23 protein-coding genes and 1 tRNA gene are annotated in these 20,192 nt (G+C 63.3%); 20 read left to right on the top strand and 4 right to left on the bottom strand.

Translation table 11 applies throughout. From position 1 onward, the window contains the following. Positions 1-5: 5 nt before the first annotated feature. The 10 genes from hisH (at position 6) to tatC (ending at position 5,829) form a co-directional block, all read left to right on the top strand. Entirely contained in the window at positions 6-695 is a 690-nt protein-coding gene (gene hisH / locus PMI15_RS10765; RefSeq protein ID WP_007868122.1) for an imidazole glycerol phosphate synthase subunit HisH, read from the top strand. 99 nt (positions 696-794) lie between these two features. Then, complete coding sequence (gene hisA / locus PMI15_RS10760) at positions 795-1,535, top strand: 1-(5-phosphoribosyl)-5-[(5-phosphoribosylamino)methylideneamino]imidazole-4-carboxamide isomerase (protein WP_007868120.1); 741 nt, start codon at positions 795-797, stop codon at positions 1,533-1,535. A 48-nt stretch (positions 1,536-1,583) separates the two neighbouring features. Continuing rightward, positions 1,584-2,363 carry an imidazole glycerol phosphate synthase subunit HisF gene (hisF, locus tag PMI15_RS10755; RefSeq protein WP_007868118.1) on the top strand — a complete coding sequence of 260 codons (780 nt, stop codon included), beginning with the start codon at positions 1,584-1,586 and terminating at the stop codon, positions 2,361-2,363. Positions 2,364-2,481: 118 nt separating this feature from the next. Then, a complete protein-coding gene (hisI, locus tag PMI15_RS10750) occupies positions 2,482-2,898 on the top strand; it encodes a phosphoribosyl-AMP cyclohydrolase (protein ID WP_007868115.1) in 417 nt (138 codons plus the stop codon). Then, a complete protein-coding gene (locus PMI15_RS10745; protein WP_007868112.1) occupies positions 2,885-3,280 on the top strand; it encodes a phosphoribosyl-ATP diphosphatase in 396 nt (131 codons plus the stop codon). Before hisI ends, PMI15_RS10745 begins: the two co-directional genes overlap by 14 nt. 56 nt (positions 3,281-3,336) lie before the next feature. Further along, complete coding sequence (locus PMI15_RS10740) at positions 3,337-3,687, top strand: hypothetical protein (RefSeq protein WP_007868110.1); 351 nt, start codon at positions 3,337-3,339, stop codon at positions 3,685-3,687. 22 nt (positions 3,688-3,709) lie between these two features. Next, on the top strand, positions 3,710-4,069 hold the full coding sequence (locus PMI15_RS10735) for a histidine triad nucleotide-binding protein (protein WP_007868108.1): 360 nt from the start codon (positions 3,710-3,712) through the stop codon (positions 4,067-4,069). A gap of 169 nt (positions 4,070-4,238) precedes the next feature. Continuing rightward, entirely contained in the window at positions 4,239-4,478 is a 240-nt protein-coding gene (gene tatA, locus PMI15_RS10730; RefSeq protein ID WP_007868105.1) for a Sec-independent protein translocase subunit TatA, read from the top strand. Positions 4,479-4,493: 15 nt separating this feature from the next. After that, positions 4,494-4,961: a Sec-independent protein translocase protein TatB gene (gene tatB / locus PMI15_RS10725; RefSeq protein ID WP_007868103.1), complete on the top strand. Its 468-nt coding sequence runs from the start codon at positions 4,494-4,496 to the stop codon at positions 4,959-4,961. Between the two features lie 67 nt (positions 4,962-5,028). Further along, positions 5,029-5,829 carry a twin-arginine translocase subunit TatC gene (tatC, locus tag PMI15_RS10720; RefSeq protein ID WP_007868100.1) on the top strand — a complete coding sequence of 267 codons (801 nt, stop codon included), beginning with the start codon at positions 5,029-5,031 and terminating at the stop codon, positions 5,827-5,829. A gap of 11 nt (positions 5,830-5,840) precedes the next feature. Here tatC and PMI15_RS10715 read toward each other — a convergent pair whose 3' ends face one another. Beyond that, the gene (locus PMI15_RS10715; protein WP_007868093.1) at positions 5,841-6,998 is read right to left on the bottom strand and encodes a S1C family serine protease; all 1,158 of its coding nucleotides are present in this window, start codon (positions 6,996-6,998) and stop codon (positions 5,841-5,843) included. A 134-nt stretch (positions 6,999-7,132) separates the two neighbouring features. Here PMI15_RS10715 and PMI15_RS10710 point away from each other — a divergent pair, with 134 nt between their 5' ends. Beyond that, positions 7,133-7,894, top strand: coding sequence for a Nif3-like dinuclear metal center hexameric protein (locus PMI15_RS10710; protein ID WP_007868092.1), 762 nt, complete (start codon positions 7,133-7,135; stop codon positions 7,892-7,894). A 30-nt stretch (positions 7,895-7,924) separates the two neighbouring features. On the opposite strand, the gene PMI15_RS10705 is transcribed toward PMI15_RS10710, so the two are convergent. Beyond that, positions 7,925-9,274 carry a diguanylate cyclase gene (locus tag PMI15_RS10705; protein WP_007868090.1) on the bottom strand — a complete coding sequence of 450 codons (1,350 nt, stop codon included), beginning with the start codon at positions 9,272-9,274 and terminating at the stop codon, positions 7,925-7,927. Positions 9,275-9,490: 216 nt separating this feature from the next. Here PMI15_RS10705 and pdxA point away from each other — a divergent pair, with 216 nt between their 5' ends. Beyond that, positions 9,491-10,528 (top strand): 4-hydroxythreonine-4-phosphate dehydrogenase PdxA, encoded by a 1,038-nt coding sequence (gene pdxA, locus PMI15_RS10700; protein ID WP_007868088.1) that lies wholly within the window; start codon positions 9,491-9,493, stop codon positions 10,526-10,528. A gap of 167 nt (positions 10,529-10,695) precedes the next feature. Here the strand turns inward: pdxA and mscL are convergent, their stop codons facing one another. Further along, complete coding sequence (gene mscL, locus PMI15_RS10695; RefSeq protein ID WP_007868086.1) at positions 10,696-11,118, bottom strand: large conductance mechanosensitive channel protein MscL; 423 nt, start codon at positions 11,116-11,118, stop codon at positions 10,696-10,698. Positions 11,119-11,370: 252 nt separating this feature from the next. On the opposite strand from mscL, the gene petA reads away from it, so the two are divergent. From petA to PMI15_RS10665, 6 genes are all read left to right on the top strand, one after another. Continuing rightward, positions 11,371-12,006 carry a ubiquinol-cytochrome c reductase iron-sulfur subunit gene (gene petA / locus PMI15_RS10690; RefSeq protein WP_007868084.1) on the top strand — a complete coding sequence of 212 codons (636 nt, stop codon included), beginning with the start codon at positions 11,371-11,373 and terminating at the stop codon, positions 12,004-12,006. Positions 12,007-12,124: 118 nt separating this feature from the next. Then, a complete protein-coding gene (locus PMI15_RS10685; RefSeq protein WP_007868082.1) occupies positions 12,125-13,534 on the top strand; it encodes a cytochrome bc complex cytochrome b subunit in 1,410 nt (469 codons plus the stop codon). 18 nt (positions 13,535-13,552) lie between these two features. Next, positions 13,553-14,308: a cytochrome c1 gene (locus PMI15_RS10680; protein ID WP_007868080.1), complete on the top strand. Its 756-nt coding sequence runs from the start codon at positions 13,553-13,555 to the stop codon at positions 14,306-14,308. An 88-nt stretch (positions 14,309-14,396) separates the two neighbouring features. Further along, positions 14,397-15,008, top strand: coding sequence for a glutathione S-transferase N-terminal domain-containing protein (locus PMI15_RS10675; RefSeq protein WP_007868077.1), 612 nt, complete (start codon positions 14,397-14,399; stop codon positions 15,006-15,008). Between the two features lie 41 nt (positions 15,009-15,049). Further along, on the top strand, positions 15,050-15,601 hold the full coding sequence (locus PMI15_RS10670) for a ClpXP protease specificity-enhancing factor (RefSeq protein WP_007868074.1): 552 nt from the start codon (positions 15,050-15,052) through the stop codon (positions 15,599-15,601). An 11-nt stretch (positions 15,602-15,612) separates the two neighbouring features. Next, positions 15,613-15,688, top strand: a tRNA-Thr gene (locus PMI15_RS10665). Between the two features lie 122 nt (positions 15,689-15,810). Here the strand turns inward: PMI15_RS10665 and PMI15_RS10660 are convergent. Next, on the bottom strand, positions 15,811-16,128 hold the full coding sequence (locus PMI15_RS10660) for a hypothetical protein (protein ID WP_007868072.1): 318 nt from the start codon (positions 16,126-16,128) through the stop codon (positions 15,811-15,813). Between the two features lie 50 nt (positions 16,129-16,178). Here PMI15_RS10660 and PMI15_RS10655 point away from each other — a divergent pair, with 50 nt between their 5' ends. Both PMI15_RS10655 and secA read left to right on the top strand, forming a co-directional pair. Next, positions 16,179-17,162 carry a M23 family metallopeptidase gene (locus tag PMI15_RS10655; RefSeq protein ID WP_007868070.1) on the top strand — a complete coding sequence of 328 codons (984 nt, stop codon included), beginning with the start codon at positions 16,179-16,181 and terminating at the stop codon, positions 17,160-17,162. 213 nt (positions 17,163-17,375) lie between these two features. Continuing rightward, positions 17,376-20,141 (top strand): preprotein translocase subunit SecA, encoded by a 2,766-nt coding sequence (secA, locus tag PMI15_RS10650; protein ID WP_007868067.1) that lies wholly within the window; start codon positions 17,376-17,378, stop codon positions 20,139-20,141. Positions 20,142-20,192: the final 51 nt, after the last annotated feature.

Raw genomic sequence — 20,192 nt, 5'->3', positions numbered from 1 at the left:
CCCTGATGGCAAAACCCAAAACAGTGGCCGTGGTCGACTACGGCATGGGCAACCTGCATTCCGTGTCGCAGGCCGTGCGCCATGTGGCGGCGGGCAGCGGCTTTGAAGTCCTCGTGACCTCGAAGGCCGAAGACGTCATGCAGGCCGAGCGCATCGTGTTGCCCGGCCAGGGCGCGATTGCGGACTGCATGCGCGAGCTGGCTGATTCCGGCATGCTGGAATCGGTGCTGCACGCGGCGGCCCACAAGCCGCTGTTCGGCGTCTGCGTGGGCATGCAGATGCTGCTGAGTCACAGCGACGAAGGCCAGCCCGGCGACGGCGGCGCCGGCACCGACGGCCTGGGGCTGATTCCCGGCGAGGTCGTCCGGTTCGAACTGGCGGGCAGGACGCAGCCCGACGGCAGCCGCTACAAGGTGCCGCAGATGGGCTGGAACCAGGTTTACCAAAATGGTGCGGGCACGGCGAACGCCCATCCGGTCTGGGCCGGCGTGCCCGATGGCGCGTACTTTTATTTTGTGCACAGCTTTTATGCCCGTCCGTCGGACGCGCGCCACATCGCCGGCGAAGCCGACTACGGCGCGCGCTTTGCGGCGGCGATTGCACGCGATAATATTTTTGCCACCCAGTTCCATCCCGAAAAAAGCGCAGACCACGGACTGGCCCTGTACCGCAACTTCCTGCACTGGAATCCCTAGCCGCCGGCAGCGCCTTGGGTCAGACCCGGTACCGGGACGCCGGACTTTTTGTTACCCTGAGCACCCGTTTTCTTTTTTTACCGTCTTTTTTACCGCCACATGCTACTTATCCCCGCGATTGACCTGAAAGACGGTCACTGCGTTCGCCTCAAACAGGGCGACATGGATCAATCCACCATCTTCAGCGAAGACCCTGCCGCCATGGCGCGCAACTGGGTCGACAAGGGCGCGCGCCGCCTGCACCTGGTGGACTTGAACGGCGCCTTCGCGGGCAAGCCCCGCAACGAGCAGGCCATCAAGCAGATCCTGGCCGAAGTCGGCAGTGAAATCGACGTGCAACTGGGCGGCGGCATCCGCGACCTGGACACGATTGAACGCTACCTGGACGCCGGCCTGCGCTATGTCATCATCGGCACGGCCGCGGTGAAGAACCCCGGTTTCCTGCAGGACGCCTGCACGGCCTTCGGCGGCCACATCATCGTCGGCCTGGACGCCAAGGACGGCAAGGTCGCCACTGACGGCTGGAGCAAGATGACGGGGCACGAGGTCATAGACCTGGGCAAGAAATTCCAGGACTACGGCGTCGAATCCATCATCTACACCGACATAGGCCGCGACGGCATGCTGACCGGCATCAACATCGACGCCACCGTCAAACTGGCCCAGGCGCTGACCATTCCCGTGATCGCTTCCGGCGGCCTCTCCAACATGGCCGACATCGAAAAGCTCTGCGAAGTCGAGGAAGAGGGCGTCGAAGGCGTGATCTGCGGGCGTTCCATTTACAGCGGCGACCTGGATTTCGAGAAAGCCCAGGCGAGAGCCGATGAGCTGAACGGCTAGGAATGCCCAGAGGCATTTCCAACCATCGCCAGGTCCACTGAAGCCCCAATGCTCGCTAAAAGAATCATTCCCTGTCTCGACGTCACCGGCGGCCGCGTGGTCAAGGGCGTCAACTTCACCCAGCTGCGTGACGCGGGCGACCCGGTGGAAATCGCGGCGCGCTACAACGAGCAGGGCGCTGACGAACTCACTTTCCTCGACATCACCGCCACCAGCGACGGGCGCGACCTGATCCTGCCCATCATCGAGGCGGTGGCCTCGCAGGTCTTTATTCCACTGACCGTGGGCGGCGGCGTGCGCACCGTCGAGGATGTGCGCCGGCTGCTCAATGCCGGGGCCGACAAGACGAGCTTCAACTCGGCCGCCATCGCCAATCCGCAGGTGATTGACGACGCTTCGGCCAAGTACGGCGCGCAGTGCATCGTGGTGGCGATAGACGCCAAGCGCCGCGGCGAAGAAGACGCCAAAACCCGCGGCCCGGGTTGGGACGTGTACAGCCACGGCGGGCGCAAAAACACCGGCATGGACGCCGTGGCCTGGGCCGCCGAGATGGCGCGGCGCGGCGCCGGCGAGATTTTGCTGACCAGCATGGACCGCGACGGCACCAAGTCGGGCTTTGACCTGGCCCTGACCCGCGCGGTGAGCGATGCCGTCAGCGTGCCGGTGATCGCCTCGGGCGGCGTAGGCAATCTTGAGCACCTTGCCGACGGCATCCAGACTGGCGGCGCCGATGCGGTGCTGGCCGCCAGCATCTTCCATTACGGCGAGTACACGGTGCAGCAGGCCAAGCAGCACATGGCCGAACGGGGCATCCCGGTAAGGTTGTAAGCCCCGTTGATACGCCGTTCCCCTGTTGGGGCGGCATCTGCGGCCCGGCAAGGCCGGTTCGCGATACCCTTGGTTTTAAGAGCTCTGTAACCGTACCCAAATCCCTGACAATAGCCCCATGAACTGGTTAGACGAGATTCGCTGGGACGACAAGGGCCTGATCCCTGTCATTGCGCAGGAAGCCTCCAGCGGCGATGTGCTCATGTTCGCCTGGATGAACCGTGAGGCGCTGCAAAAAACCGCCGAGCTGGGCCAGGCGGTCTACTACAGCCGCTCGCGCGGCCGACTCTGGCACAAGGGCGAGGAATCCGGAAATCAGCAAGCGGTGCACGAAATTCGCCTGGACTGCGACAACGACGTGATCCTGCTCAAGGTGACGCAACTGGGCCACACGCCCGGCATCGCCTGCCACACGGGGCGTCACAGCTGCTTTTTCAGTGTGTATAAAGACGGCCAGTGGGTGGTGACCGAGCCGGTCCTGAAAGACCCGACAAGCATGTACAAACAGACTCCCGGCAAACATGACCACGAATGATTCCCTCCAGCGCCTGGCGCAGATCATCGAAAGCCGCAAGGCGGCCAACGGCGGCGACCCCGATAAAAGTTATGTGGCGCGCCTGCTGCACAAGGGCCCGGACGCCTTCCTGAAAAAAATCGGCGAGGAAGCCACCGAAACCGTGATGGCCGCCAAGGACATCGACTGCGCGCTGGCCCAGGGCGGCGCGACGGCCGGGCTCAAGGGCAAGCTGGTCGGCGAGGTCGCCGACCTGTGGTTCCACAGCCTGATCGCACTGGCGCATTACGGCCTGAGCCCGGCCGACGTGATTGCCGAGCTGGAGCGCCGCGAAGGCACCAGTGGCATCGAGGAAAAAGCGCTGCGCAAGGCCCAGCACCGCGACGCGGCCGAAAAACCGTGAACGCGCCAGCCGTGGATTTCATTTTTGACTTCACCGTGACAGGAACCTGATCCCCCATGGAAACCGATCTGGCCGAATTCGAGGGCAAAAACCCCAACGACCGTCTTGTGATGCACGTGCTGTACGGCCTGCACACGCTGGCCTGGTTCAGCGGCGGCGTGTTCGCGGTGATCGCCGTGATCGTCAACTACATACGCCGTGCCGACGAATCCGACGCGCTTTACATCGACCACCACAATTACATGATCCGCACCTTCTGGTGGACGCTGGGCTGGCTGGTGCTGCTGTCGCCGCTGTGGCTGCTGTTGTTCCTGCCGGGGCTTGCCGCCTACGGCATCGTGTGGCTCTGGTATTTGTACCGCTGCGTGCGGGGCTGGATGCGTTTTAACAGCCACCGCCCGACCTAGACCCACTCAAACCGACCAAGCCATGAGCCATTCCGACAACTGCATTTTCTGCAAGATCGCCGCAGGCGCCATTCCGAGCCGCAAGGTGTATGAGGACGACGAATTGTTCGCCTTTCATGACATCAATCCCTGGGCGCCGGTGCATTTTTTGATCATTCCCAAGGAGCACATCCCGTCCATGGCGCAGGTGGGCCCTGAACACGCCGCGCTGATGGGCCGCATGATGGTGCTGGCGCCCAAGCTGGCGATGGAACAGGGCTGCAACCCCTACCCGGCGGGCGGTTACCGTATCGTGACCAACACCGGCGCGGAAGGCGGGCAGGAAGTGCACCACCTGCACTTTCACGTGATCGGCGGGCCGCGGCCGTGGCTGAAGGGCTAGCAGGGCGCCGGGAACCCCGGGCCGGGCTGGCACACTAACCCGGTAGGCCAATGTGTGTAATCGGCGTCCCGGCGGGTACTGGCCTTTAGAATCAAGGCAATTGCGTGCAAGCCGCCCCAATACCGGCAATATTGCATTTACACCTGTATTTACAGATTAGGAGCAAATCATGGGTTCATTTTCCATTTGGCACTGGTTGATCGTGCTGTTGATCGTGGTGATGGTGTTCGGCACCAAAAAGCTCAAAAACATGGGCAGCGACCTCGGCAGCGCGGTCAAAGGCTTCAAGGACGGCATGAAGGACGGCGGACAGCCTCCCGCTGATGTGCCCGTGCCGCCAGCCAGCGTCACGAATGCGCAAGCCTCCGACAAGACCACCATCGACGTCGAAGCCCGCCAAAAGTCGTAATTCAGGCCTGACTCAGTGATTGACCTCGGCATTTCCAAGATGGCGCTGATAGGCGCCGTGGCGCTGATCGTCATCGGCCCGGAAAAGCTGCCGCGCGTGGCGCGTACCGTGGGCACGCTGCTGGGCAAGGCGCAGCGCTATGTGGCCGACGTCAAAAATGAGGTCAACCGCTCCATGGAGCTGGACGAACTCAAGAAGATGAAGGAAACCGTCGAGGGCGCGGCCCGCGACGTCGAGAATTCCATCCAGACCAGCGCCAGCGACTTCGAGAAGTCCTGGGCCGAGGCCACCGGCGAATCGTCCTCTGGCGCCTTGCCGGGCATGGAAGTCTTCCCCGAATACAAGCACCCGAAAAAGAAGTGGCGCCTCAAGCAGGGCGCGACGCCCCAGTGGTACAAGGCGCGTACCGGCGTGCGCACCCGTGCGCAGTCGGGGGCGGCGCGTGTGGCACGGTTCCGTCCGCAGCCGGGCCGCCTGTCTTGAGCCTTCCCGCCGATCTCCTGTTCCTTGCGCATCTTCCGGCGCCATCCATCCAGCGCAAAGTTCCTTCATGAGCGATCCCAACACCGACAAGCCCGACGAACTCGCGGGCACTGAGCAGCCTTTTGTGCAGCACCTCATGGAGTTGCGCGACCGGATGATCAAGGCGGTGATCGCCGTCGGCATCGCCGCGGTCGTGCTGGCATTCTTCCCCGGCCCGGGCGCGCTCTACGACATCCTGGCCGCGCCGCTGGTCGCCTCGCTGCCCAAGGGCGCCACGCTGATCGCCACCAATGTGATTTCACCCTTCGTGGTGCCGATCAAGATTTTGTTCATGGCGGCTTTCATGATCGCGCTGCCGGTGGTGCTTTACCAGGTCTGGGCTTTTGTGGCGCCGGGCCTGTATTCGCACGAGAAAAAACTCGTCATGCCGCTGGTGATTTCCAGCACCTTGCTGTTTTTTGTCGGCGTGGCTTTCTGCTATTTCGTGGTGTTCGGCCAGGTCTTTCACTTCATCCAGAGCTTTGCGCCCAAATCGATCACCGCCGCGCCTGATATCGAGGAATACCTGAATTTCGTGCTCGGCATGTTCCTGGCCTTCGGGCTGGCCTTTGAGGTGCCGATCGCGGTGATCCTGCTGGTGCGCATGGGCGTGCTCAGCGTGGCCCAGCTGCGTGAATACCGCGGCTACTTCTGGGTGGCCGCGGCCGTCGGCACCGCATTGGTGACGCCGCCTGATGCGGGCTCCATGATCATGCTGCTGGGCGTTGTCGGCGGCCTCTATGAGGTGGGCATCGTCGCCGCGCAGCTGTTCGTCAAGCACACCAAAAAGCCCGAAGACGACAGCGAGGCCGAAGCCGCCAAGCCCTGAGCCCCGGCTGCCTAGCGCTGTTGCGTCTTGGGCCGCTGGCGCTTGCCGGGCGTGACGGCGATCTCGGTCTGCTTGTCCTTGCGCAGCACCGTCAGCGGTGCGGGAGTGCCGGGCTTGAGGGCCGCCACGGCGGTCAGCAACTGGCTCACATTGCGCACGCTTTTGCCGTCCACCGCGGTGATCACGTCGCCGGGCTGTATGCCGGCCTGCGCTGCCGGGCCGTTTTGCAGCACGCCGGTGATGATGACGCCCCCGTCCCTGGCCGCAGCGGGCTTGAGGCCGAAGGTTTCGGCCAGCTCGGGGTTCAAGTCTTGCGGCTCCACGCCTATCCAGCCGCGCGTGACCTGGCCGTCCTTCACGATGCCTTCAAGCACCTGCTTGGCCGTGGATACCGGAATCGCGAAGCCTATGCCCATGGAGCCGCCCGAGCGCGAGTAGATCGCGGTGTTGATGCCCATCAGGTGGCCGTTCACGTCGACCAGGGCGCCGCCCGAGTTGCCGGGGTTGATGGCCGCGTCGGTCTGGATGAAGTTTTCAAAAGTGTTGATGCCCAGCTGGTTGCGCCCCAGCGCGCTCACGATGCCGCCGGTGACGGTCTGGCCCACGCCGAAGGGGTTGCCGATGGCCATCACCGGATCACCCACCTGCAGCGCGTCGGAATTGCCCAGCACGATGACGGGCAGCTTGTCCAGGTCGATCTTGAGGATGGCCAGGTCGGTGTCGGGGTCCGTGCCTATGACCTGGGCCTTGGCCTTGCGCGTGTCGTTGAGGATGACCTCGATGTCATCGGCGCCCTCGACCACATGGTTGTTGGTCAGGATGTAGCCGCTGGCGCTGATGATGACGCCGCTGCCCAGTCCGCCCTGCGGCTCGTTGGGGCTCTGGTCGCCGAAGAAAAACTTGAACCACGGATCTTCGGCGTGCGGGTTCCTCGCGGCCGCCTTGCTGGTGTTGATGCTGACAACGGCCGCGGAAGCCAGCTTGGCGGCCGAGGCAAAACCGCCGGCGGCGCCTGGGCTGCGCGGCGCGCTGCCGGCCGGCGCTTCGATCACGGAGACGCCCGGCGTGTTGCCGCGGTCCAGCCACTGTGGCTTGAGCGTGGCCACCACAAAATAGGCCGCCAGCAGGACGGTGACGGCTTGGGAGAACAGGAGCCAGGTACGCTTCATGAATGAGGGGGTGTCAGCAAAAAAATCAAAAACCGCTAGGGAGCTTGCGCCGCAAGCCCCTATTGTCCCTCAGCTCCTGCGGGTGCCCAAGGCAAGGGCTTTTACATGGGGCGCCCGCCTGAGACAATCCCCTCATGAGCACCACACGACAGGACTTGCTGCAGGCCTTTGACGCGCTTTTGCAGCCCGCGCGCTTCAAGGACTACGGCCCCAACGGCCTGCAGGTCGAAGGCCGGCCCGAGGTTCGCAAAATCGTTTCCGGCGTTACCGCCAGCCTGGCCTTGATAGAGGCGGCGGTTGCCGCGCGGGCCGACGCCATTTTTGTGCACCACGGCCTGTTCTGGCGCGGCCAGGACGGCCGCGTCACGGGCTGGATGAAGCAGCGCCTGGCGCTGCTGCTGGCGCACGACATCAACCTCTTTGCCTACCACCTGCCGCTGGACGCGCATCCCGAGCTGGGCAACAACGCGCAACTGGGCCTGCAACTGGGCCTGGCTGCCGGCGCGCGCTTCGGCGAGCAGGATCTGGGCTTTATCGGCGGGCGCGGCGATGGTAGCCACTTTGCCGACAGCGCCGCGCTGGCGGCCCATGTGCAGCAGGTGCTGAAGCGGCCCGTAGTCCAGGCAGGGCCGTCGCAAAAAACAATCCGGAGCATTGCCTGGTGCACGGGCGGTGCGCAAGGCTACTTCGAGTCGGCGATTGCCGCGGGTGCCGATGCCTTCATCACGGGTGAGATTTCCGAGCCGCAAGCCCATTACGCGCGAGAGATGGGCGTGGCCTTTATCGCCTGCGGCCATCACGCCTCCGAGCGCTACGGTGCGCCGGCGGTGGCGGGGCAGGTCGCGGCCCAGCTGGGCCTGGCCCACGAATTCATCGACATCGACAACCCGGCCTGAGGCGAGTCGGGCCTGGTGGGGCGCACCGGTTCAGGCCGGCTTGTGGCGAGGCCGGCCCGACCGGGGCGTTTTGCCGGCGCTTTTCGGGGTTTTCGGATTTTTGGGCCGCGGGGGTACCGCCGGCACGGCGTCGCGCAGCGCGCGCCAACTGGAGCCCAGGTCCGCATGCTCGACCGGCACGGCGGTGTGGCTCTCCGGGTCCAGCATCGCCGCGCGGGAGCGCATCGCGCGCGCGGCTTGCGCCACCGACTGGGCCTCATGCAGCAGCTGGTCCACGTCCTTGCCGGCTGCCGACAGGTGGACAATGCCGACGGCGATGTCGGGCGTGACCCGTATGCGCCGCCCGTCCAGCGAACGCAGATCCAGGGGCCGGCGCAGGCTGGAGGCCACGCGCAGGCCCAATGTGCGTATCCAGCGCGGCGAATGCATGGTTTCCAGCAGCACCATAAAACAGCGGTCGTAATAGCGGCCGGCCGGGTTGACGGCGCCGGTATGGCGCTGCATGCGGCGTGCCAGTTGGATGTAGAGGTCGTTGAGGCCGGCCTGGCCGATCAGCGGCAACAGGCGTTCGGGTTCGAAGAGCAGCACGGCCATCAGCGCGCCGTCGCGCCGGGTGCGCTGGCGGCGCTGCTGCGCCCCTATGATTTTCCGCACCATGGCCACGCCGTCGTAGAGCTGGGTGATGGGGTCGCGGCGCGAGACCTCGCCCTGCCGCATCTGCCGGATATGGTGGTTGCGCAGCCACAGCATCGCGGCGGTGATGACCACGCTGAGCAGCGCTGCCAGCGCCACGCCGGCCTGCAGCAGCAGCGGCGGCCGGCTGGTGTTCAGCGCCAGCCCGTAGAGGCCGATCTGCGCGGGCAGGGTCAGCAGGCAGCCCAGGGCCAGACCCCATGCCATCCTGTCGCCCAGCTGTGTGGCGCGCACCGAAAGCCACAGCACCACCGACAGGTTGGCGATCGCCAGCGCCCCGGAAACCGGCAGGCGCCATTCAGGGGCGAGCAACAGGCACAGCGGCACGCCCGCCAGGCATACCAGGGTGATCGCCAGCAGGCTGACTTGCATCAAGTGGTCGCGCTGGTGGGCCGACAGCCATTTGCTGGCGCCGTAGCTGCCCACGGCCGCGCAAAGCGGCCCGGCCAGGAATTGCGCCGTGGCCAGTTCGTCATACGCGCCCGGCCAGATGGCGGCGGGCAGCCCGCTCAACAGCAGCACCACCGCCCAGCACAGGGCCAGGTAGGCCAGCGTTTGGGAGGCGGCGCGTGTGCGACTGTAAAAGGCGTCGGCCAGGGCCAGCAAGACTACCAGGCCCAGTGCGCCGGCGGCCGCGCTCCACAGCATCATGTCCGCGTCGGGCATCAGGGGATGGAGGGTATTCATGGCCGGCTCAGTGCTGCGCAAGGGCCTGCCGGCCGCCACGCTGTGGTTTGCGCCAAAATACCCCAAGAATGCATCTGCCCGAACCCCTCGTATTTTTTGGCCTGTCGCGGTCTCATGCCGAGCGCGGGCCTACCCATTTTTTCGCGATTATGGTCCCACCGTCCATGAAATGCACTTTGCCGCTTGAATTTGCCCTGTCGCGGCGAAGGCTGCGTTGTGGCTAAGCCGCTGCTCATCACCATGGGCGATGCGGCTGGCATAGGCCCGGAAATTATCGCCAAGGCTTTTCGCGAAGCGCCCGCCGAGCTGGCCGGCTGTGCCGTGGTGGGGGATGTGGCCACGCTGCGCCGCGCCGCCGCACTGGTGGCCTCACCGCTGGCACTGCCGGTGGCGCAACTGGGGAGCCTGGCTGGGCTGTCCGGCGTGCCGCCGCAGTGCATTCCGGTGCTGCAGCAATGCGCGCTGTCGGGCCTGGTGCCTTATGGAGAGGTTAGCGGCGTGGCCGGCCAGGCAGCGGCCGACTGCATCGTCTGGGCGGCCCGCCGCGTGCTGGCCGGCGAGGCCGCCGCGTTGGTGACTGCCCCCATCCACAAGGCGGCCCTGGCAGCCGCCGGCGGCTGGGCGGCCCAATTTCCGGGCCACACGGAAATGCTGCAGGCCGAAGCTGCCGCTTTTTTGGGCAAACCCGTGGGCGAAGTGCCGGTGCGCATGATGCTGGCCAATGAAGAACTGCGCACCGTGCTGGTGAGCATTCACATGTCGCTCAGGCAGGCCATCGAGGCCGTGACTTTCGACAACGTGTTGCAAACCCTGCGCATCACGCATGCGGCCGTTGGCGCCGGCCTGGGACGCGCGCCGCGCATCGCGGTAGCGGGGCTCAATCCGCATGCCGGGGAAGGCGGGCTGTTCGGCAGCGAAGAGCAGGCCATCATCGCCCCGGCCATCGCCGCGGCACGCGCGCAGGGCCTGGATGTGAGCGGCCCCTTCGCGCCCGACACGGTGTTCATGCGGGCACGCCAGGCCGCCGGCAAGCCCGGCGAATTCGACGTGGTCGTCGCGATGTACCACGACCAGGGGCTGATCCCGGTCAAATACCTGGGGGTGGAGCAGGGCGTCAACGTCACGCTAGGACTGCCGCTGGTGCGTACCAGCCCCGACCACGGGACGGCCTTCGACATCGCGGGCAGCGCGCGCGCCGACGCTTCCAGCCTGCTGGCGGCCGTGCGCATGGCGCGCCGGCTTGCGGCGCGGTGAAGGGCGCGAGAATTTAAGCGAAATCGGCCCTGGCTGCTATTAATTAAATAGCAATCGGCCATGCGTTTGCAAGCGGGGACCGCGGTCTGGCTTTGCCAGCCGCCAGGCGCCGTCCCCTGCAGGGGAGAGGCCCGCTACACGAAGTGAGCGGGCAACAGGGGGGGGGCTTATTTCTTGAGGCTGTCGCGGATCTCGCGCAGCAGCGCGATGTCTTCAGGCGGCGCGGCAGGGGCGGGCGCCGGCTGGTCGCGCTTGAGCCGGTTGATCTGCTTGACCATCAGGAAAATGATGAAGGCCAGGATGATGAAATTGACCGCGACGGTGATGAAGTTGCCGTAGGCGAAGACCGGCACGCCCGCCTTTTTCAGGGCGTCCAGCGTGGTGGCCGTGCCCGGCGGCACTGTCCCCAGCACCACAAAGAGGTTGGAAAAATCCAGCTTGCCGAAGAGGGCGCCGACCAGGGGAAGGATCAGGTCGCTGACGACCGAGTCCACGATCTTGCCGAAAGCCGCGCCAATGATCACGCCGACCGCCAGGTCAATCACATTGCCCTTGACCGCGAATTCCTTGAATTCCTGCATCATTCCCATGAAGTTTCTCCTCTTGTTTTGGACAAAACATTATCAAGGCTGGGTCTGCCGAAGCGGCCTGCGCGCGGGCATGGCTTGAAACAAAGTATGTGCAATCCGGTCCATGCTTAAAAAACAGGCACGCCCCCGGCCTTAAGGATGGCCCGGGCCACCGGGATGCAGCCCCTCGCCTTGAAAAACGACGTTGCGCTCCGCTACAATCGCGGGTTGACCCCACTATGCCTATTTCAAGCCAGTTCTTGAAGGACTCTCATGACCCAAGCAAGCGAAGCAAGCGTGAATGGCGCGCCCCACGGCGCTCCTGTAGATAAAGATAAAAGAAACTGGCTGGTGACCACCTGCGCGGTGGGCGGCGCAGGCGCCATCGCCACCGCTGTTCCCTTTGTCAGCACCTTCCAGCCCTCCGAAAAAGCCAAAGCCGCCGGCGCCGCCGTCGAAGTCGATATTTCCGACGTCAAGCCCGGTGAGAAAATCACGGTGGAATGGCGCGGCAAGCCGGTCTGGATCATCAAGCGCACGCCCGCGCAGCTCGCCGAGCTCCCCAAGGTCGATGCCCTGCTGGCCGACCCCAAGTCCGAGCGCAAGCCCGACGAACTGACCCCTGTTTACGCCCGCAACGAAAACCGCTCCATCAAGCCCGAGACGCTGGTGGTGGTTGGTATCTGCTCGCACCTGGGCTGCTCGCCTTCCGATAAATTCCAGCCCGGCGCGCAGCCTTCGCTGCCCGACGACTGGGCCGGCGGTTTCCTGTGCCCCTGCCATGGCTCGACCTTCGACATGGCCGGCCGCGTCTACAAGAACAAGCCCGCGCCCGACAACCTCGAAGTTCCCCCGCACATGTACCTGTCAGACACCCGGTTGCTGATTGGTGAAGACAAGAAGGCCTGAAGGCGCTTCGACCCCCGAGCTCCTTCACAAGACCCTGCAGCCAGCGCCAGATACCCGCCGCCACCCCGACGCACGTATCCGGCGCTTGCCAAAGAACCCCACCGAACCAGGATCAGTTATGGCTGAATTCAAAGAAATTTCCCCCGATGCCCCGCTCGCCGCCAAGGCGATGAACTGGGTCGACAACCGGTTTCCCGCCAGCAAGCTCTACAAAGAGCACATGAGCGAGTACTACGCACCGAAGAACTTCAACTTCTGGTACATCTTCGGCTCGCTGGCCATGCTGGTGCTGGTCATCCAGATCGTGACCGGCATTTTCCTGACGATGAACTACAAGCCCGATGCCGCCCTGGCTTTCGGCTCGGTCGAGTACATCATGCGCGACGTGCCCTGGGGCTGGTTGATCCGCTACATGCACTCCACCGGCGCTTCGGCCTTCTTCGTGGTGGTCTACCTGCACATGTTCCGCGGCCTGCTCTACGGCAGCTACCGCAAGCCGCGCGAACTGGTCTGGATTTTCGGTTGCGCGATTTTCCTGTGCCTGATGGCCGAAGCCTTCATGGGCTACCTGCTGCCATGGGGCCAGATGAGCTACTGGGGCGCCCAGGTGATCGTCAACCTGTTCGCCGCGATTCCTTTCATCGGCCCCGACCTGGCGCTGCTGATCCGCGGCGACTACGTGGTGGGCGACGCCACACTGAACCGCTTCTTCGCTTTCCACGTGATCGCCGTGCCGCTGGTGCTGCTGGGCCTGGTGGCCGCACACATCATCGCGCTGCATGAAGTCGGCTCCAACAACCCCGACGGCGTCGAGATCAAAGGCCCGAACGCGCCCAAGGATGCGCAAGGCCACCCGCTGGACGGCATCCCCTTCCATCCCTACTACACGGTGCACGACATTTTCGGCGTGAGCGTTTTCCTGATGATCTTCTCGGCGATCATCTTCTTCGCTCCCGAGTTCGGCGGCTACTTCCTCGAATACAACAACTTCATCCCGGCCGACCCGCTGAAGACGCCGGCGCACATCGCCCCGGTCTGGTACTTCACGCCTTACTATTCGATGCTGCGCGCCATCACCAGCGAGATGATCTACGCGCTGATCGTCTGCGTGGTGGGTGCTGCGGGCTTCAGCGTCTGGAAGTTCCGCATGCCGGTACTGTTCAAGGCCGCCATCGTCGGCGCCGCCGTCGTGGGCTCGGCTCTGCTGCTGTCTATTGACGCGAAATTCTGGGGTGTGGTCGTGATGGGCGGCGCCGTGGTGATCCTGTTCTTCCTGCCCTGGCTCGACCTCAGCCCCGTCAAGTCGATCCGCTATCGCCCTGACTGGCACAAGTACCTCTACGGCATTTTTGTCATCAACTTCCTGGTGCTGGGCTACCTTGGCGTGCAGCCGCCGTCGCCCATCGGTGAGCGCGTCTCCCAGGTCGGCACGCTGTTTTACTTTGGCTTCTTCATCCTGATGCCGTGGTGGAGCCGTGTGGGCACTCCCAAAACACCGCCGGACCGTCCTGTTTTCCACGGTCACTGAGAGTTGGAGATAAAAACGATGAAAAAAGTTATTTTTGCGCTGATTACCGCCTTTGGCCTCGTGGCGGGCGCACAGGCCTCTGAAGGCGGTCTTGCCTGGGACAAGGCTCCCGACCGGACCAACGACCTGGGCTCCCTGCAAAACGGCGCCAAGCTGTTCGTCAACTATTGCCTGAACTGCCATTCCGCTTCCTTCATGCGTTTCAACCGCCTGAAAGACATCGGCCTGACCGAAAAGGAAATCAAGGACAACCTGCTGTTCACCACCGAAAAAGTGGGCGACACCATGAAAGCCGCGATCGATCCCAAACAGGCCAAGGAATGGTTCGGCGGCAATCCCCCCGATCTCACCGTGATCGCGCGTTCGCGCTCCGGCCACGGCGGCACCGGCGCCGACTACCTTTACACCTACCTGCGCACCTACTACCGCGACGAAACCAAGGCCACGGGCTGGAACAACCTGGTTTTCCCCAGCGTTGCCATGCCGCATGTGCTCTGGGAACTGCAAGGCACGCGCGCGCCGGTGTACGAAGAAAAGGAAGAGCACGGCCACAAGGTCGCGGTCTTCAAGGGTTGGCAGCAGCTCACCCCCGGCACCATGACGCCGTTGCAGTATGACCAGGCCGTGGGTGACCTCGTGGGTTACCTGCAGTGGATGGGCGAGCCGGCCCAGAACACCCGCATTCGCGTCGGCGTCTGGGTGCTGATTTTCCTTCTCTGCTTGACCTTTGTCGCCTGGCGCCTGAATGCGGCGTTCTGGAAAGACGTCAAGTAATTTTTTCGCCGGGGCCTTGTTCCCGGCACCTTCTGGAGTGGATGCTTTTTATATGTATCCACTCCTTTGCATTTAGGAGTTCCGCACCATGATGGTCCTTTATTCAGGCACAACCTGCCCCTTCTCGCACCGCTGCCGCTTTGTGCTGTTTGAAAAAGGTATGGACTTCGAAATCCGCGACGTCGACCTGTACAACAAGCCCGAAGACATCAATGTGATGAATCCCTACGGCCAGGTGCCCATCCTGGTCGAGCGCGACCTGATCCTGTATGAGTCGAACATCATCAACGAATACATCGACGAGCGCTTCCCGCACCCGCAACTGATGCCCGGCGACCCGGTCGACCGCGCGCGCGTGCGCCTGTTTTTGCTGAATTTCGAAAAAGAGCTGTTCGTCCATGTCAGCACGCTGGAATCGCGCGCGTCCAAGGGCAATGAAAAGGCGCTGGAAAAGGCCCGCTCGCACATCCGCGACCGCCTGACGCAGCTCGCACCCATCTTCCTGAAGAACAAGTTCATGCTGGGCGACAATTTCTCCATGCTGGACGTGGCGATCGCCCCTTTGCTGTGGCGCCTGGATTACTACGACATCGATTTATCGAAGAATGCCGCGCCGCTGCTCAAGTACGCGGAACGCATTTTCTCGCGCCCGGCCTACATTGAAGCGCTGACGCCGTCCGAAAAAGTGATGCGGAAATAAGCTACGGATTCGATTCCCGGACAAGCAGTTTGGCTGAATTCATGAACGCTCTGGACGCCACGTCGACGCGACCCTACCTGATAAGGGCGCTCTATGAATGGTGCACCGACAACGGTTTCACGCCCTATGTGGCCGTGTCGGTGGATGACACCGTGCAGGTGCCGCGCGAGTACGTGAAAAACAATGAAATCGTGCTCAACATCAGCTTTGACGCGACCTCGTCGCTCAAGCTGGGCAATGATTTCATCGAGTTCAAGGCCCGTTTTGCCGGCAGTGCCCGGGAAATCATGGTGCCTATCAGCCATGTGATCGCCATCTATGCCCGTGAAAACGGGCAGGGCATGGCGTTTCCCATGGCCGCGCCCGCCGCGGCCCCGGTTTCCGGTGCCGAAGGGGGTAGTGATGCCGGCCTGACGGCTCCCGCCGCGTCGCCGGCCCCCACTCCGGTGCAGCACAGCCCGGCGGACGGGCCTGAAAGCAAGATCATGCAACTGGTGCCGGATAGCGCGCCCGATGCGGAAGACGGCGGCCCCGACAGTCCTGAACCCCCTAAGCCGCCGCGTGCGCGGCCTTCGCTGAAACGGGTCAAGTAAAATCCCCCTGTGCCGCTTTAGCTCAGTTGGTAGAGCAACCGCCTTGTAAGCGGTAGGTCGTCAGTTCGATTCCGACAAGCGGCACCATTTTTCCTGCATTCTTGCCTTCCCCATGCAACATGGGTACCATACGCTACCAATTTTGTAGCGAGCCACCAGGCAAGGCTGTATCTTCATGCCTTCTTGCCGTTATTTGAAGAGCCGGGTTATTACTTTTTGCTTATTAGGATCTTGAGTCGGATTGAGGTAACCTTCCAACCTTTGCCTATAAGGCGGGCTTGGATCAAGGGGAGTAATTGGCGGATCTTGGCGGCGGCGGCGTTGCCGCTGACCAGCAGGCACCAGGTTTCGCCGTCTATGGGCCCGGCCTGAACCGCGGGGCGCAGGGCTTCGGGCAGCAGCGACTCAATGGCCTTGAGCCTGTCGCTGGATTCCCGGACGAGTTCAGTCAGCCGCGCCAGGGAGGGTGAATTCCCGGCGGCCTGGTAAGCGGAGAGCGCCTGGGGAAGGCGCCGGTCGGAAGTCATGATGAACGGTGCGCGGCCTGATGAGCGCAAGCTTTTAAAGAGGTAGACAAGTGCATTTGATTATCACGGATGCGTGGCTGGCGAAAAGCCGGGCCATTTACTTAAGCGGGACAAAACTGGTTCTTGCGGGTTTTGTCGCCGCGCTGGCGCTCATGCTTGTGGCCGCGGGCCTCTACCACTGGGTGTTTCTCAAGGGCGCCCGCGAAGGCTGGCCGGTCGTAGGCTCGCTGGTCAAGCTCATGGTCAAGGATGAATTCGACCAGCGCGACCGTTTCATGCGCGAAAACCTTGACGTGATGGCCAGGCGGGTCGGCGAAATGCAGGCCAAGATGATGCAGCTCGAGGCGCTCGGCGAGCGGGTGTCGGGTCTGGCCGGCGTCAATCCCAACGACATCAAGGTCACGCCCGGTCGCGGCGGTGCGCTGGTGGCCGGCCCGTCGCTCACCATGGAAGAGCTGCAGGCCACACTGGCGGACCTGGACAAACTCACCGACCAGCGGGTCGACCTCATGACCGTGATGGAGTCGCGCCTGTTCGACCAGAAGATCAAAAAAATGATGGTTCCCACCCAGGAGCCGGTGGCCGGAGGCAACCTCGGTTCGCCTTTCGGCTGGCGCATAGACCCGATGAACGGCCGCTCCGCGCTGCACACCGGGCTCGATTTCCCGTCGGAACCGGGCACGGCCATCCTGGCCGCCGCGGGCGGCGTTGTCGTCACGCAGGAGTACCACCCGGCCTACGGCAATATGGTGGAAGTCGACCACGGCAATGAACTCGTCACACGTTATGCCCACGCCTCGCGCGTGCTGGTCAAAAAGGGCGATTTGGTCAAACGCGGCCAGAAGATTGCCGAAGTCGGCACCACTGGCCGGTCAACAGGTCCGCACCTGCATTTCGAGGTGCTGGTGCAGGGCGTTTTCCAGGATCCTCAGAAATTCCTGACCGCGGGGCAAAAACTACCCGGGCCCATGGTGGCGTCGGCCGGCGCGCGGCCTCCAGTCCCGGCGCCTGCACAGCTGCCACGCCCTCACTAGGCGGTGCGCGCCTGCCATGCGTGTGGGCATGGCTTTTCATTCCTGATGACGGTTTTATCTCGCACAGCCGTGCGGCTCCCTTGGCGGCGCTAAAATCAGAGGTTTGGGCCCAGTTGAACTCACTGATGGCGCCCACACCTAGGTTCCGTACTCAATAAGGGATTTCGGCCGCATTGCCAGCTCATGGGGAGCGGTCAAGGCGGCCTCGCATTTATGGCTTCCAACATCCTGACCAAAATTTTCGGCAGCCGCAACGACAGGCTGCTCAAAACTTACCGCAAAACCGTAGAACGCATCAATGCGCTGGAGACCCAGTACGAAAAGCTTGACGACGACCAGCTTCGCGCAAAAACCCAGGAGTTCAAGGACCGGGTAGCTGCCGGCGAAGAGCTCGATGCGATTCTTCCCGAAGCTTTCGCGGTGGTGCGGGAGGGCAGCAAGCGTGTCATGAAGATGCGCCACTTCGATGTACAGATGCTGGGCGGCATGTCGCTGCACAACGGCAAGATTTCCGAAATGCGTACCGGTGAGGGCAAGACCCTGACCGCCACGCTGCCGGTCTACCTCAACGCCCTGACCGGCAAGGGCGTGCACGTGGTGACGGTTAATGACTACCTGGCCAGCCGCGACGCACGCTGGATGGGCAAGCTCTACAACTTCCTGGGTCTGACGGTGGGCATCAACCTGCCGAATATGTCGCGTGAGGAAAAGCAGGCTGCCTACGGCTCCGACATCACCTACGGCACCAACAACGAATACGGTTTCGACTACCTGCGCGACAACATGGTCTACGAAGTGGCGGACCGCGTGCAGCGCGGCCTGAACTACGCCATCGTCGACGAGGTGGACTCCATCCTGATCGACGAGGCGCGCACGCCGCTCATCATCAGTGGCCAGGCCGAAGATCACACCGAGATGTACCTGGCGATGAACAAGGTCGTCCCGATGCTGACGCGCCAGGAGGGCGAAGCCGACCCGCGCACGGGCGAGGGCGTGACCAAGCCCGGTGACTTCACCATCGACGAGAAAAGTCATCAGGTGTTCCTGACCGAGCAAGGCCATGAGAACGCCGAGCGCCTGCTGTTCAACCTGGGCCTGATCCCCGAGGGCGCCACGCTGTACGACCCGGCCAATATCTCGCTGATGCACCACCTGTATGCGGCCCTGCGCGCCAACCTGCTGTACCACCGCGACCAGCATTACGTGGTGCAGGATGGCGAAGTCGTGATCGTTGACGAGTTCACCGGCCGCCTGATGTCGGGCCGCCGCTGGAGCGACGGGCTGCACCAAGCCGTCGAAGCCAAGGAAGGCGTGCAGATCCAGGCCGAGAACCAGACCCTGGCATCCATCACCTTCCAGAACTATTTCCGCCTCTACACCAAGCTGGCCGGCATGACCGGAACCGCCGACACCGAGGCTTACGAGTTCCAGGAGATTTACGGCCTCGAAACCACGGTGATCCCGCCCAACCGCGTGAGCCGCCGCGACGACCAGCTGGACCGCGTCTACAAAACGACGCGCGAAAAATACGAAGCCGCCATCAAGGATATCCGCGAGTGCTACGAGCGCGGCCAGCCCGTGCTGGTCGGCACGACTTCGATCGAAAACTCCGAGGTCATCGATCAGTTGCTGGTCAAGGAAGACCTGCCGCACCAGGTGCTCAATGCCAAGCAGCATGCCCGCGAGGCGGACATCATCGCGCAGGCGGGCCGACCGAAAATGATCACCATCGCCACCAACATGGCCGGTCGCGGCACCGACATCGTGCTGGGCGGCAACGTTGAAAAACTCATTGAGGCGGTTGAAGCGGACGAAACAATGGATGCCGCCGCCAAAGAGGCGGAAATCACCCGCTTGCGCGAGGTCTGGAAGCAAGAGCACGAACAGGTCACCGCGCTCGGCGGCCTGCGCATCATCGCGACCGAACGCCACGAATCGCGCCGTATCGACAACCAGTTGCGTGGCCGTTCCGGCCGCCAGGGCGACCCCGGTTCGTCGCGCTTCTACCTGAGCCTGGACGACCCGCTGATGCGCATCTTCGCGGGCGACCGCGTCAAGGCCATCATGGAACGCCTGAAGATGCCCGACGGCGAGGCTATCGAGGCAGGCATCGTCACCCGTAGCATTGAGTCGGCCCAGCGCAAGGTCGAGGCGCGTAACTTCGACATCCGCAAACAGCTGCTCGAATACGACGACGTCGCCAACGACCAGCGCAAGGTGATCTACCAGCAGCGTAACGACATCATGGACGCCGCCAGCCTGCAGGCGCAGATCGCCTCGCTGCGCGAAGGTTGCTTCACCGATCTGGCGCGGCAGTATGTGCCGGCTGAAAGCGTCGAGGAGCAATGGGACGTGGCCGGCCTTGAGAGCGTGCTGCGCGAGGAGTGGCAGATCGAGCTGCCGCTGCGCCAGGAACTGGAAGCCGCCACCGCCATCACCGATGAAGAAGTGGTCGAAAAAGTCATAGCGGCCGCCAATGCCGCCTTTGCCGACAAGGTCGAGAAAATCGGCGAAGAAAACTTCACGCAGTTCGAGCGCGTGGTTCTGCTGCAAAGCATAGACAGCCACTGGCGCGAACACCTGAGCGCGCTGGACTACCTGCGCCAGGGCATACACCTGCGCGGCTATGCGCAAAAGCAGCCCAAGCAGGAATACAAGCGCGAAGCCTTTGAACTGTTCGGCCAGCTGCTCGACAGCGTGAAGAACGAGGTCACCAAAGTCCTGATGACGGTCAAGATTCAGTCGGGCGAGCAGCTTGAACAGGCGGCCGAGGAAATGGAGAGCCGCGCTGAAAACATCGCCAACGTCACCTACACCGCGCCCACCGAAACCGGCGGGGTGGAAACCACGGTGGACGAAGAATCGCAGCGCCGCGCGCCGTCCGTGCCGGCCGGCGATGTGCCCCGCGTGGGTCGCAACGACCCTTGCCCTTGCGGCTCGGGCAAAAAATACAAGAACTGCCACGGCCAGCTGAACTGAGCGCCGGCGCCGGCTGAACGTTTTCCTCCAACCCCACTGGTTTTCCGGAGT

The sequence above is a fragment of the Polaromonas sp. CF318 genome, from assembly GCF_000282655.1.
Taxonomy (GTDB): Bacteria; Pseudomonadota; Gammaproteobacteria; order Burkholderiales; family Burkholderiaceae_C; genus Polaromonas.
The sequence above is the reverse complement of the archived record's forward strand: the minus strand, read 5'-3'. Positions and strand labels throughout refer to the sequence as shown.